The following is a 13122-nucleotide window of genomic DNA, read 5'->3' on the forward strand; positions in this document are numbered from 1 at the left end:
GGTCTTGCCGACGCCGGGCTCGCCGATCAGCACCGGGTTGTTCTTGGTGCGCCGGGCGAGCACCTGGATGGCACGGCGGATCTCCTCGTCGCGGCCGATGACCGGGTCGAGCTTGCCCTCGCGCGCCGCCTCGGTCAGGTCGCGCGTGTACTTCTTCAGCGCGTCGTAGGCCTGCTCGGCCTGGGCGCTGTCGGCCTTGCGGCCCTTGCGCACGTCCTCGATGGCGGCGTTCAGCTTCTGCGGCGTCAGGCCGGCGTCGGCCAGCGCCTTCTGGGCCGGGATGCCGCTCGCCATGGCAAGCGCCAGCAGCAGGCGCTCGGCGGTGACGAACTGGTCGCCCGCCTTCTCGGCGATCTTTTCCGCCTGCTCGAAGAGGCGCGCCAGCTCGGGCGCCATGTAGACCTGCCCGGCGCCGTCGCCGCTGACGGCCGGCAGCTTCGCCAGCGCCGCCTCGGTCGCGGCCAGCGCCCGGGCGGGGTCGCCGCCGGCGGCGCGGATGAGATTGGCCGCCAGCCCCTCGCGATCGTCGAGCAGCACCTTCAGCAGGTGCTCGGGCGTCAGCCGCTGGTGGTTGCTGCGCAGCGCCAGCGCCTGCGCCGCCTGGACGAAGCCCCGCGAGCGCTCCGTGTAGCGTTCGAAATCCATGATCCCGACATCCTCCTCGATCGGCATCCGGCCGGCGCCCCCGAATGGGCAGCCCCGGCGAACCCTCGTTCCGCCGATATGGGCGCGAGGGACAGGACGCTCAAGAGGATGACGGGGCGGGGCGCGCGACCTTGATCCGGATCAAGACGCAGCACCCGCCCTTCGGGTCGCTGGCGTCGGCGTCAGTCCGCCGAGGCGTGCTCGGGCTGGCCGGACTCGGACTGGTGCTGGACATGCGGCTGCTCGCCCTCGCCCGGCATCTGGGCCTCGCCGGAGTCGCCGCCACCGCCCTCGAATTCCTGCTCGCCGCCCTGGCGCTGCATGCTCTGCGGCTGCGGCCCGCCATCGGCGTTGATGATGCGGAAATAGTGCTCCGCGTGCTGGTAGAAGCCCTCGGCGGCGATGCGGTCGCCGGACAGCGTCGCCTCGCGCGCGAGCGTGATGTACTTCTCGAACACCTGATAGGCGTTGCCCCGGATCTTGATGCTGGGGCCGTTGCTGTCGAAGGTCTGCAGCCGCAGCGGCAGATGCTTGCGACCGTTCTGGCCGCCACCGGGAGCGGATCCCTGATGGCCGGCATTGTGGCTACGGCCGCGCGAACGCTTGTGTGGACCAGGTCTCATGGCACCTTGGGTCTTGTCGTCAGTCAGAGGCCAACGTGGGCCGGGTCACTCCGGGCGCAGTGCATCCGTCGGCCGCTCTCGCGGCGGTGACCGGACCCAATTGGCGGTGACACAGGGGCGGCCCTAACGGGCACGCCAAGCCGGACCAACCGGCTACGGACCCGGACTCTAGACACTCCCGCGGGGCCGCGCCAACGATTTTTTCACCGCTTCTGCGGGCTGGCCGGACATTTCGGCACGGACCAAGAGGCAGCGGTCGCGTCCCGCGAGATCGGCCACCCGCGCCGCGTCGGCGAAGCCGGCCGCGGCCAGGAGGGCCATGACCGCCGCGGCCTGGTCCCAGCCGATCTCGAAGCCGGCAAGCCCGCCCGGCACCAGCAGCCGGGGCAGCGCCGGCACGATCCGGCGGTAGGCGTCGAGCCCGTCGGCGCCGCCGTCGAGGGCCGCCGGCGGATCGTGCCGGGCGACCTCGGGGTCCAGTCCGGCAATCTCGCCGCTGGCGATGTAGGGCGGGTTGGAGACCACGAGATCGAAGCGGCCGGCGAGCGCGTCCGCCCAGTCGCCGACGACCACCTGGAAACGGTCGGCCATGCCGAGTGCGGCGGCATTGGCGCGGGCGATGCGGCAGGCCGCCTCGCTGCGGTCGACGCCGACGGCCGTCGCCCGCGTCAGCTCGCCGAGGAGCGCCAGCGCGATGCAGCCGCTGCCGGTGCCGAGATCGAGGATGCGCCACGCCCGCTCGCGGTCGCCGAGGCGGGCGAGCGCCGCCTCGACCAGCGCCTCGGTATCGGGCCGCGGGTCCAGGGTATCGGGGCCGAGTTCGAAGGAGAGGCTCCAGAACTCGCGCCGGCCGAGGATGCGCGACAAGGGCTCGCGCGCCGCGCGCCGGGCGACCGCCGCGGCGAAGCGGGCGGCGCCGGCGGTGTCGAGAACGACGTCCCGCGGGAAGACGACGGCCCCCGGCCGCCCGGCCGCATGGGCCAGGATGAGCCGCGCCTCGCGCGCCGGCTCCGGCACGCCGGCGGCGGCGAGCCGTGCCACCGCGTCGCGGAACCGCGCCTCGGCGCCCGGCGTCACTGCAGGTCGGCCAGACGGGCCGCCTCGTCCTCGGCGATCAGCGCCTCGACGATCTCGTCCAGCGCCTCGCCCTCCATCACCTTGTCGATCTTGTAGAGGGTGAGGTTGATGCGGTGATCGGTGACGCGCCCCTGCGGGAAGTTGTAGGTGCGGATGCGCTCGGACCGGTCGCCGGAGCCGACCTGGCTCTTGCGGTCGGCGGCGCGCGCGGCGTCGCGCGCCTGGCGCTCCATCTCGTAGAGACGGGCGCGCAGCACCTTCATCGCCTTGGCCTTGTTCTTGTGCTGCGACTTCTCGTCCTGCTGGCTGACGACGAGGCCGGTCGGCAGGTGGGTGATGCGGACCGCGCTGTCGGTGGTGTTGACCGACTGGCCACCCGGCCCGCTCGACCGGAAGACGTCGATCCGGAGGTCCTTCTCGTCGACCTGGACGTCGACCTCCTCGGCCTCCGGCAGGACCGCGACGGTGGCGGCCGAGGTGTGGATGCGCCCACCCGCCTCGGTCGCCGGCACCCGCTGCACGCGATGGACGCCGGACTCGAACTTGAGGCGGGCGAAGACGTCCTTGCCGGTGACGCTGGCCGTCGCCTCGCGGAAGCCGCCGATGCCCGTCTCCGAGACGTCCATCGCCTCCCAGCGCCAGCCGCGCAGCGCCGCGTAGCGCTGGTACATGCGGTAGAGGTCGGCGGCAAAGAGCGCCGCCTCCTCGCCGCCGGTGCCGGCGCGGATCTCGATGATGGCGTTGCGCGCGTCGGCCTCGTCGCGCGGCAGGAGGAGCCGTTGGATGCGCCGGCGCGCCTCGACGATGCGGCGGTCGAGATCGTCGCGCTCGGCCTCGGCCAGGGCCCGCATCTCGGCGTCGGACCCGGCGTCGGCAGCCATCTGCTGGGCCTCGCGCCGCTCCTCCTCCGCGCGGCGCAACCCCTGCACCTCGGCGACCAGCGGGTCGAGCTCGGCGAACTCCTTGGACATGCGGGCGAAGTCGGCCGGGCCGGTCTTGCCTTCGGCCAGGATCGCCGCGATCTCGCGGTGCCGCGCCACGACGCGATCGAGCTTGTGGTCGAGCCGGCCTTCGTCGCTCACGATGCACCCTCTTCCTTGTCCGTCTCGAACATCCGGGCGAGCAGCCGCTCGGCGATCGCCCGCTGCAGCGGATCCTCCGCCGCCAGCCGCCGCAGTTCGGCCATGGGCCCGTGCATCAGCCGCGCCGCCAGCAGCGCCGTCGCCCGCTCGGCATCGCCGCCGCCGTCGGCGAGCGCCCGTCGCCGCTCCTGCTCGAACCGATCCGCGAGGTCGCGGAGGGCCGGGCCGGCGTCGCGCACGCCGATGCGCTCGACCAGGCGGGCCAGTTCCTCCTCGACGATCGCGTCGCCCGCCGCGACCTCGCCCGCCCGCATCGTCTGCCCGTCGAGGGCGAGCCGTTCCAGGTCGGCCAGCGCATAGAGGAACGCGCCGTCGAGCTGCTGCACCGCAGGGTCTATGCCGGCCGGCACGCCCGCGTCCACCAGGAAGATCGGACGGTGGCGGCGCAGCCGCAGGCCCTCGCGCAGGATCGCGGCGTCGAGCGCCGGCGGCTGGGCGCCGGCGGTGGCGCAGACGACGATGTCGGCCGCCGCCAGCGCCGCCGCCGGCCGCTCGAACGGCACCAGGGCGGCGCCGGCGCGCCTCGCCAGCGCGGCCGGGCGCGGCCCGCCCGTGTCGGCGACCATGCGGCGGGCGCGATCGCCCGGCGCCAGCGCCGCCGCCAGCAGCTCGCCCATCTCCGCCGTGCCGACGACGAGCAGCGCCAGGTCGTCGCGTTCGCCGTGGATGTCGGCCGCGACGTGCCCGGCCGCCGCCGCGATCGAGACCGGGCGCTCGCCGATCGCGGTCTCGCGGCGCACCCGCTTGGCGGCGCCGTAGGCGGCGGCGAGCGCGAGGTCGAGGACCGGGCCGATGCGGCCGGCCTGACGCGCCCGGCGGTCCGCCTCCTTGAGCTGGCCCAGCACCTGCGGCTCGCCCACCACCATGCTGTCGAGCGAGGCGCCGACCCGGAAGAGGTGGCGGGCGGCGTCGAGGCCGAGGTGCCGGTAGCCGTGCGGATCGAGACGGTCGAGGCCGGCCGCGGCGGCGAAGTCGGCCGCCACCCGCTCGGCGACGGCCGCCGGATCGTCGGCCACGAGGAAGGTCTCGACGCGATCGCAGGTGACGAGCACCAGCGTCTCGGCGGCGCGGTCGGCGAAGCGGTCCGCCCAGACGACGGCCATCGCCTCCTCGGCCGCGACGCGGTCGCGCAGCGCCGTCGGCGCCGTGCGGTGGCTGAGGCCGACGAGCCCGAGGCGCGACAGGGCGTCGCCGGCCAATCGCGGTCCCTAGCGGAACTGGGCGAGCCGGCCCTGCAGCGCCTGCAGCGCGACCTCCGACTGGTCGCCGGTGTCGAGGTCGCGGACCATGGCAGCGCCGCGCGCCAGTTCGTCTTCGCCGAGGATGACCGCCACCCGGGCGCCGATGCGGTCGGCCCGCTTGAGGCGCCGCCCGAGATTGCCGGAATAGCCGAGGTCGACCGCGAACCCGGCCCGCCGCAGCTCCTGCGTCAGCCGCAGGGCGGCGGGCTCGGCATCGGCGCCGACGGGAACGACGGCCACGGCGCGGGCCGGCTGCGGCACGTCCGCCACCATCATGGCGAGGCGCTCGATGCCGGCGGCCCAGCCGACGCCGGGGGTGGCCGGCCCGCCCATCATCTCGATCAGCCCGTCGTAGCGCCCGCCGCCCATCACGGTGCCCTGGGCGCCCAGTTCGGTCGTGGTGAACTCGAAGGCGGAATGGCAATAGTAGTCGAGCCCGCGCACCAGCCGCGGGTTGAGTTCGTAAGCGACGCCGACGGCATCGAGGCCGGCGGTGACGGTGGCGAAGAACGCCCGGGCCGCCGGCGTCAGGTACTCCTGGAAGGACGGCGCCTCGGCGACCAGCCGGCGATCGCCCTCGTCCTTGGAATCGAGGATGCGCAGCGGGTTGCGCTCCAGCCGGTTGCGGCTGTCCTCGGAGAGCTGGTCGCGCCGGGCCGAGAGGTAGTCGACGAGCACGGCGCGGTAGGCGGCCCGGCTCTCCGGGTCGCCCAGGGTGTTGAGCTCCAGCTTCGTGCGCGACAGGATGCCGAGCGCATCGAGGATGTGGGCGCCGAGCGCGATCACCTCGACGTCGCCGAGCGGCCCCTCGACCCCGATCAGCTCGACGCCGATCTGGTGGAACTGGCGCTGGCGCCCCTTCTGCGGCCGCTCGTAGCGGAACATCGGCCCGTCATAGAAGAACTTGACCGGCAGGTTCTGGCGCAGCCCGTTGGACATGACGGCGCGGCAGACGCCGGCGGTGTTCTCGGGCCGCAGCGTCACCTCTTCGCCGCCGCGGTCGGCGAAGCTGTACATCTCCTTGGAGACGACGTCGGAGGTGTCGCCGAGCGTGCGCTTGAAGACCTCGGTGAACTCGAAGATCGGCGTCGCCATCTGCTGGTAGCCGTAGGCTTCGGCGACCGCCCGGGCGCGCTCGACGACATGGCGGTGGCGCCGGAAGGCATCGGGCAACAGGTCATGGGTGCCGCGAACCGGCTGCAGGGACTTCATCGCTGGCCTGACTTCGAGTGGGAGAAGAGGAGTGGCGGGATCAGTCGGCGGCGTCGGCGGCCTTGCCGGCCTCGATCTCCGCCGCCTTGCGCTCGACCATCTCGACCAGATGGTCGACGATCGAGGCGTCCTTCAGCCGATGGTGCGGAACGCCCGCGACATAGACCTGGTGGGTGTTGTTGCCGCCGCCGGTGAAGCCGATGTCGGTCTCGCGCGCCTCGCCCGGTCCGTTGACGACGCAGCCGATCACCGACAGCGTCATCGGCGTGGTGATGTGGGCGAGCCGCTCCTCCAGGACTTCGACCGTCCGGATGACATCGAACTGCTGGCGCGCGCAGGACGGGCAGGAAATCACGGTGACGCCGCGGCGGCGCAGGCCGAGCGACTTCAGGATCTCGAAGCCCGCCTTCACCTCCTCGACCGGATCGGCGGAGAGCGACACCCGGATGGTGTCGCCGATGCCGGCCCAGAGCAGGGCGCCCAGCCCGATCGCCGACTTGACGGTGCCGCCGCGCAGCCCCCCGGCCTCGGTGATGCCGAGATGGAGCGGGTAGTCGCAGGCGTCGGCCAGCTGCTGGTAGGCGGCGACGGCGAGGAACACGTCCGACGCCTTGCAGGAGATCTTGAAGTCGCGGAAGTCGTTGTCCTCGAGGATGCGGGCATGGTCGAGCGCGCTCTCGACCATCGCCTCCGGGCAGGGCTCGCCATACTTCTCGAGGAGATGCTTCTCGAGGCTCCCGGCATTGACCCCGATCCGCATCGAGCAGCCATGGTCGCGGGCCGCCTTGACCACCTCGCGCACGCGCTCGGCGCTGCCGATGTTGCCGGGATTGATGCGCAGGCAGGCCGCCCCCGCCTCCGCCGCCTCGATCGCCCGGCGGTAGTGGAAATGGATGTCGGCGACGATCGGGACCCGGCTCGCGCGCACGATCTCCTTCAGCGCGGCGGTCGATTCCACGTCCGGGCAGGAGACGCGCACGATGTCGGCCCCCGCCTCCTCCAGCTGGCGCACCTGGGCGATGGTCGCGGCCGCGTCGGAGGTCGGCGTGTTGGTCATCGACTGCACCGTGATCGGCGCGTCGCCGCCCACCGGCACGGGTCCGACCATGACCCGGCGGGACTTTCGGCGTTGGATCTCGCGATAGGCGCGAACGGTCATCGGCTGCCCCTGATTGCCCGCCCCGCAGGCGTGGCCCGGCCCTTATATAGGATCGCGCCCGCCGGACAAGGATGGTGGGCCCCCGTCCCCGCGCCGCCGCTGGGCGGGGCCGGCGCTACTCCGGAACCGCGGTACCGGCGATCAGGCGCTCGGGATCGAGGGCGACATTGCGCCGAACCCCGCCGATGGGGCCGACCGGCGGCACCGCCTTGCCGTCGACGAAGATCTCGAGGCCGCCGGCATTGCCGGTGCGCATGGTGACGCCGCGCCGGTCGGGGACGCGATAGCCGTCGCCCGGGCGCAGCACCCGGGTCAGCAGCAGGTTGCTCTCGGCATCCTGGATCTGCACCCAGGAATCGGCCACCGCGCGCACGACGATGCGGACCTCGGGGCTGGTCGAGCCGAACATGCGCTGCACCGCCGGCTCGTTGCGCGGCCCCTCGACGGTCGCCGCCTGCGCTTCCATGGCCGAGCGGGCCGGGGCCGGCGCCGGCGGATCGCGCGGCGGGACCCAGGCGGGCGGCGTCGCGTCCATGCGGGCGAGTGCGGCGGCGCGCCGGGCCGCGTCGGCCGCGTCCATCGACGCCTCGGATCCGAAGCGGGCGAGCACCTCGCGGGTCGGCGCCGCCGGCGCCTCCACCGGCTGCGCCGGCGCCGGCCGGGCGACCGACGGCAGCGGCACCGAAGCCACCGGGGACGCCAGGTGCGCCGGCACCTCGGCCACCATTTCGGGCCGGACGTCCTCGCGCTCGGTCATGTAGAACCAGGCGGCATAGCCGACGATCGCCAGCACGAGGGAAATCAGCAGGATCGCGCCGCCGGGGACGTTCGTCTCCGACGTCGGCTCGGGGAACACCAGTTCGGTGCGGTTGTCGACGCTCGCCGTCTCCTGCTTGAAGCGGCGGACCATCTCGGTCCCGTCGAGCCCGAGATGCTCGGCATAGGTGCGGACGAACCCGACGGCGTAGGTGATGCCGGGCAGCTTGTCGAAGCGGCCTTCTTCGATCGCGGCGAGGTAGGGATAGCGGATCTTGAGGCGGGTGGCGACGCGGCGCAGTTCCTCGCCGCGGCCGATGCGCGTTTCGCGCAGCAGTGCGCCGACACCGCGCGCCCGTGCGCGCTCGGCGCCGCCCGACGCCCGGAAGTCGACCCCCGAATTGGTAACCCCAGCCTGCATGCACCGCCGCCTTTGCGGTCTATTTCGCCTCCGCGCCGATGCGGCGCCCGCCCGAGCGGCCCCGGCCGTTTCCCCAAACGGCCCGAACCGCGTCCGTTGATGCCCATCCCCCCGGATGAACCTTCGCGGCCGCAATAGTAACCATCTATTCGACGATTACGCCATGGTCTTGCGCAAAGGCCTTGAGCTGATTGCGCAAACTGCGGCTCGGCGACGCCATGTGCCGGTCCAGGTAAGCCGAAAGCGCGCCCGCCCCCAGGCTGCGCACCATCGTCTTCACCGGCCCGACCGCGGCGGCGGGCATCGATAACACGCGCACGCCGAGACCGACAAGCGCCATGGCCTCGAGCGGACGGGCCGCCATCTCGCCGCACACGGCGAGCGGTACGCGGGCGGCGGCGCACGCCTCGGCGAGCCGCTTCAGGAAGGTCAGGGCCGGCGGCGACAGCACGTCGTAGCGCCCGGCGAGGCGAGGATTGCCGCGATCGCAGGCGAACAGGAACTGCATCAGGTCGTTGGACCCGACCGACAGGAAGTCGATGCGCGGCAGCAGCGCATCGAGCTGGAAGAAGAGGCTCGGCACCTCCATCATGACGCCGACCTCGATGCGCGCCGGCGCCACGCCGCGGGCCGCCAGGCGGTCGCGCTGGCGGTCGAGGATGGCGCGCGCGGCCTCCAGTTCCGCCACCTCCGAGACCATCGGGAACATCACCCGCAGCAGGCGGCCGTCCGCCGCCGTGACGAGCGCGCGCAACTGCTGGGCCAGCATCGCCGGCCGGTCGAGGGCCATGCGGATCGCCCGCCAGCCGAGTGCCGGGTTCTCGTCCTGGGCGGGCGGCAGGTAGGGCAGCCGCTTGTCGCCGCCGACATCGAGGGTGCGGAAGGTGACCGGCCGGTCGCCGGCCTGGTAGAGCACCCCGCGATAGATGCCGGTCTGCGCCGCGACGTCCGGAAAGCTGGCGCGGACCATGAACGGGATTTCGGTGCGGTAGAGCCCGACCCCGTCCGCCCCCGTCTGGTCGAGCTGCGGCATGTCGATCAGCAGGCCGGCATTGAGCTGGAGGCCGATCGGCACCCCGTCCCGCGTCACGGCCGGCAGGTCGCGGATCGCCGCATAGGCGGCCCGCTGCTCGGCCCGCATCCGCATGCCCTCGACGAAGCGCTGCTGCACGTCCTCGCCGGGGCGCAGCAGCACGTTGCCGTTGACGCCGTCGACCAGGACGAGGTCGCCCGGCTCGACGCGCTGGACGATGTCCTCCGCCCCGCCGACCACCGGAATGTCGAGGGCGCGGGCGACGATGGTGACGTGGGCGGTCTGCGAGCCCTCCTCGAGCACGAGGCCGCGCAGGCGCGAGCGGTCGTAGTCGAGGAGTTCGGCCGGCCCCATGGTGCGGGCGATCAGGATCGCGTCCTGGGGCAGCTCGGTCGGCACCACCTCCTGCCCCGCCAGATGCTGCAGCAGCCGGTTGCTGAGGTCCTGGAGGTCGAGCAGGCGCTCCCGGAGGTAGGGGTCGGTGATCGCGTGCATGCGGACGCGCGCGTCGTCCTGGACCTTCTGGACGGCGGCCTCGGCGGTGAGGCCGGAGCGGATCGCCTCGCGGATGCGCTGGATCCAGCCGCGGTCCTCGGCGAACATCCGGTAGGTCTCGAGGATGTCCTTGTGCTCGCCGCCGACGGCGACGTCGTCGGCCGAGAGCAGGGCGTCGAGGGCGGACTGCATCCGGGCCAGCGCCTCGCGCAGCCGGTCGAGCTCGATCGCCGGGTCCTCGGCGACGATGCGGCGGATGACGACCCGGGGCTCGTGCAGCACGGCATGGCCCATGGCGAGGCCCGCCACCAGCCGCATGCCGTCGAAGCGGGTCGGCAGCAGCCCGGCCCCGTCGTTGGCGGCGAGCTCGACCGGGTTGACGAGATCGCCCGAGGCGACCAGTTCGGCCAGCACCATCGCCACCGTCTGGAGCGTCTCGATCTCCTCCTCGGCATAGCTGCGCCGGGTGCGGTTCTGGACGACGAGGACGCCGTGGACGTGCCCGCCGCGCAGGATCGGCACGCCCATCAGGGAGCTGTAGATCTCTTCGCCGGTCTCGGGGCGGTAGGCGAACTGGGGGTGGGTCTGGGCCGAGGCGAGCGCCAGCGGGCGGGCATGGGCGGCGATGTCGCCGACGAGACCCTCGCCGACCCGGAGCCGGGTGCGATGCACCGCCTCCGGCCGCAGCCCTTCGGTCGCGAACAGTTCGAGCACGTCGCCGGCGCGGCGGATGTAGCAGGAGCAGACCTCGGCCACCATCTCGCCGGCGATCAGCGTGACGATGCGGTCGAGCCGCTCCTGTGCCGTCCCGCCGCTCGCCATCAGGTCGCGCAGGCGGCGCAGGAGCCGCCGCGACCCCGACGCGCCGCCGGCCGATTCCATCAGACCGCGGCCTCTGCCCCGCGCTCGCTGGTGTCGGAGCAGGTCGCCGGGCCGAGCCGCTGGGCCAGGGCGGCCACCGCCTGGTCGACCAGTTCGGCGATGATCTCGGCGGTCGGCTGCTCGCGCGTGACCATGCCGACCGATTGCCCGGCCATCAGCGAGCCCGTCTCGACGTCGCCGTCGATCACCGCCCGGCGCAGGGCGCCGGCCCAGAAATGCTCGATCTCGAGCTGGGCCTGCTTCTGGTCGAGTTCGCCGGCGTCGAAGCGGCGGACGACCTCCTGCTGCTTCTCGGTGAACCGGCGGGTGGCGGCGTTGGCGAGCGCCCGCACCGGGATCACCGGAAAGCGGGCGTCGAGCTGCACCGAGGGCACCGCGTCACGTGCCGAGGCGCGTAGGAACGCCTTCTTGAAGGCCGGATGGGCGATCGATTCCGTGGCGCAGACGAAGCGCGAGCCGAGCTGGCAGCCGGCCGCCCCCATCTCGAGATAGCTCACGATCGCCTCGCCGCGGCCGATCCCGCCGGCGACGAAGACCGGGACCTCGCGCAGGTGCGGCAGGATTTCCTGGGCGAGCACGCTGGTCGCGACCGGACCGATATGGCCGCCCGCCTCCATGCCCTCGATGACGATGGCGTCGGCGCCCGAGCGCACGAGCTTGCGCGCGATCGAGAGCGCGGGCGCGAAGCACACGGCCTTGGCGCCCGCCGCCTTGATCGCCGCCACGGCCGGCGCCGGCGGCAGCCCGCCCGCGAGGACGACGTGGCTGACGCCGCGCGTGGCGCAGACGGCCACGAGGTCGAGCAGCTGCGGGTGCAGGGTGATGAGGTTGACGCCGAACGGACGGTCGGTCAGCGCCCGGGTCGCGTCGATCTCCTCGCCCAGCCGGTCCGGATTCATCGAGCCCGAGGCGATGACGCCGAACCCGCCGGCGTTGGAGATCGCCGCCACGAGGTGGCGCTCGGACACCCAGGTCATGGCGCCGCCGAGGATGGCGTAGCGCGAGCCCAGAAACTCGCAGCCCCGGCGCCACAGGCGGTCGAGCTGATCCCGCGGCGAGAGCTGCGACATCGTCGTCAGGCGGCGTCGAGCCCGTAGGCGCTGTGCAGCGCCCGCAGAGCCAGTTCGGTGTAGTCCTCGGCGACGAGCACGCTGACTTTGATCTCGGAGGTCGAGATCACCATGATGTTGATGCCCTTCTCCGCCAGAGCCCTGAACATCTTCTGGGCGACGCCGGCATGGCTGCGCATGCCGACCCCGATGACCGAGATCTTCACGACATTGGCGTCGCGCGACAGGTCCTCGTAGCCGAGCAGACCGCGATTCTCCTCCAGCACCTTGACCGCGCGGTCGAGGTCCGCCTTGGTCACCGTGAAGGTCAGATCCGTCGCCTTGCCGTCCTCGGACACGTTCTGGACGATCATGTCGACGTTGATGGCGGCATCCGCGAGCGGGCCGAAGATGGCGGCGGCGACGCCGGGCCGGTCGGCGACGCGGACCAGGGTGATCTTCGCCTCATCCCGGCTGTAGGCGATGCCGCTGACGATTTCCTTTTCCACGATCTCTTCCTCGTCCACCACCAGCGTGCCGGGCAGGTCCACGAAGCTGGACAGCACCTGGACGCGCACCCGGTGGTTCATTGCCATCTCGACCGAACGGGTCTGCAGGACCTTGGCGCCCTGCGAGGCCATCTCCAGCATTTCCTCGTAGGTGATCTTATCGAGCTTGCGGGCCTTCGCAACGATGCGGGGGTCGGTCGTGTAGACCCCGTCGACATCGGTGAAGATGTCGCAGCGGTCGGCCGAGAGCGCGGCCGCCAGCGCCACGGCGGAGGTGTCGGAACCGCCACGGCCGAGGGTCGTGATGCGGTTGTCGGGCCCCAGCCCCTGGAAGCCCGCGACCACCGGGACCTGCCCCTGCGCCATGCGCTCGCGCATCAGGGCGGTGTCGATGCCCTCGATCCGCGCCTTGCCGTGCACCCCGTCGGTGCGGAGCGGAATCTGCCAGCCGAGCCACGACCGGGCATTGACGCCGAGGTCCTGCAGGGCGAGCGCCAGCAGCCCGGCCGTCACCTGCTCGCCCGACGCGACGACCGCGTCATACTCGCGGGCGTCGTGGAGCTTCGAGATCTGGCGGGTCCAGTCGACGAGCTGGTTGGTGGTGCCGGCCATGGCGGAGACGACCACCGCCACCTCGTTGCCGGCGTCGACTTCGCGTTTGACGCGCAGCGCGACATTCTTGATGCGGTCGATGTCGGCAACCGAAGTGCCGCCGAACTTCTGGACGATTCGCGCCATCGGACTGGAGCCATCGGGCTGTAGACGAACAAAAGTCGCGGGCGGCACCGCAGAAACCCGTTGCCCCCCCGCCACCCCCAAAAACATACACACCCCCGCCCCCCCCGGGCCACGCCCCCCCCACCGCGGACGGCCACCGA

At 72.5% G+C, this 13122-nt stretch carries 11 protein-coding genes and 1 pseudogene; all 12 read right to left on the reverse strand.

Annotation, left to right across the window (positions count from 1 at the left end):
* A partial coding sequence (locus ACE3Q3_RS16660; RefSeq protein WP_374447987.1) for a Clp protease N-terminal domain-containing protein occupies window positions 1–645 on the reverse strand: 645 nt, incomplete at its 3' end.
* Window positions 646–827: 182 nt separating this feature from the next.
* Entirely contained in the window at window positions 828–1268 is a 441-nt protein-coding gene (locus ACE3Q3_RS16665; RefSeq protein ID WP_374447988.1) for a DUF4167 domain-containing protein, read from the reverse strand.
* Window positions 1269–1436: 168 nt separating this feature from the next.
* On the reverse strand, window positions 1437–2345 hold the full coding sequence (prmC, locus tag ACE3Q3_RS16670) for a peptide chain release factor N(5)-glutamine methyltransferase (protein WP_374447989.1): 909 nt from the start codon (window positions 2343–2345) through the stop codon (window positions 1437–1439).
* The gene (prfA, locus tag ACE3Q3_RS16675; RefSeq protein WP_374447991.1) at window positions 2342–3427 is read right to left on the reverse strand and encodes a peptide chain release factor 1; all 1086 of its coding nucleotides are present in this window, start codon (window positions 3425–3427) and stop codon (window positions 2342–2344) included. The genes prmC and prfA overlap by 4 nt, the downstream gene beginning before the upstream one ends.
* Window positions 3424–4686, reverse strand: a complete 1263-nt coding sequence (gene hemA, locus ACE3Q3_RS16680; protein ID WP_374447992.1) for a glutamyl-tRNA reductase — start codon at window positions 4684–4686, stop codon at window positions 3424–3426. Before hemA ends, prfA begins: the two co-directional genes overlap by 4 nt.
* Before the next feature lie 9 nt (window positions 4687–4695).
* A complete protein-coding gene (gene hisS / locus ACE3Q3_RS16685) occupies window positions 4696–5940 on the reverse strand; it encodes a histidine--tRNA ligase (RefSeq protein WP_374447993.1) in 1245 nt (414 codons plus the stop codon).
* Between the two features lie 40 nt (window positions 5941–5980).
* Window positions 5981–7099, reverse strand: coding sequence for a flavodoxin-dependent (E)-4-hydroxy-3-methylbut-2-enyl-diphosphate synthase (gene ispG / locus ACE3Q3_RS16690; protein WP_374447995.1), 1119 nt, complete (start codon window positions 7097–7099; stop codon window positions 5981–5983).
* 115 nt (window positions 7100–7214) lie between these two features.
* The gene (locus tag ACE3Q3_RS16695) at window positions 7215–8009 is read right to left on the reverse strand and encodes a DUF4115 domain-containing protein (RefSeq protein WP_374448010.1); all 795 of its coding nucleotides are present in this window, start codon (window positions 8007–8009) and stop codon (window positions 7215–7217) included.
* A gap of 12 nt (window positions 8010–8021) precedes the next feature.
* Window positions 8022–8276: pseudogene (locus ACE3Q3_RS16700) on the reverse strand (helix-turn-helix domain-containing protein); the annotation flags it as partial.
* Window positions 8277–8421: 145 nt separating this feature from the next.
* Window positions 8422–10686 (reverse strand): phosphoenolpyruvate--protein phosphotransferase, encoded by a 2265-nt coding sequence (gene ptsP, locus ACE3Q3_RS16705; RefSeq protein WP_374447996.1) that lies wholly within the window; start codon window positions 10684–10686, stop codon window positions 8422–8424.
* Window positions 10686–11756 (reverse strand): NAD(P)H-dependent flavin oxidoreductase, encoded by a 1071-nt coding sequence (locus ACE3Q3_RS16710; RefSeq protein ID WP_374447997.1) that lies wholly within the window; start codon window positions 11754–11756, stop codon window positions 10686–10688. Before ACE3Q3_RS16710 ends, ptsP begins: the two co-directional genes overlap by 1 nt.
* A 5-nt stretch (window positions 11757–11761) precedes the next feature.
* Entirely contained in the window at window positions 11762–12982 is a 1221-nt protein-coding gene (locus ACE3Q3_RS16715; RefSeq protein ID WP_374447998.1) for an aspartate kinase, read from the reverse strand.
* Window positions 12983–13122: the final 140 nt, after the last annotated feature.

The sequence above is a fragment of the Allostella sp. genome, assembly GCF_041913585.1.
Lineage (GTDB): Bacteria > Pseudomonadota > Alphaproteobacteria > ATCC43930 > Allostellaceae > Allostella.

Bases quoted from the DNA above. Each gene is read 5' to 3' on its own strand.
- ispG (WP_374447995.1), bottom strand. From the start codon at position 7,099: ATGACCGTTCGCGCCTATCGCGAGATCCAACGCCGAAAGTCCCGCCGG.
- ptsP (WP_374447996.1), bottom strand. From the start codon at position 10,686: ATGGAATCGGCCGGCGGCGCGTCGGGGTCGCGGCGGCTCCTGCGCCGC.
- ACE3Q3_RS16695 (WP_374448010.1), bottom strand. From the start codon at position 8,009: ATGGTCCGCCGCTTCAAGCAGGAGACGGCGAGCGTCGACAACCGCACC.
- ACE3Q3_RS16710 (WP_374447997.1), bottom strand. From the start codon at position 11,756: ATGTCGCAGCTCTCGCCGCGGGATCAGCTCGACCGCCTGTGGCGCCGG.
- ACE3Q3_RS16665 (WP_374447988.1), bottom strand. From the start codon at position 1,268: ATGAGACCTGGTCCACACAAGCGTTCGCGCGGCCGTAGCCACAATGCC.
- ACE3Q3_RS16715 (WP_374447998.1), bottom strand. From the start codon at position 12,982: ATGGCGCGAATCGTCCAGAAGTTCGGCGGCACTTCGGTTGCCGACATC.
- hisS (WP_374447993.1), bottom strand. From the start codon at position 5,940: ATGAAGTCCCTGCAGCCGGTTCGCGGCACCCATGACCTGTTGCCCGAT.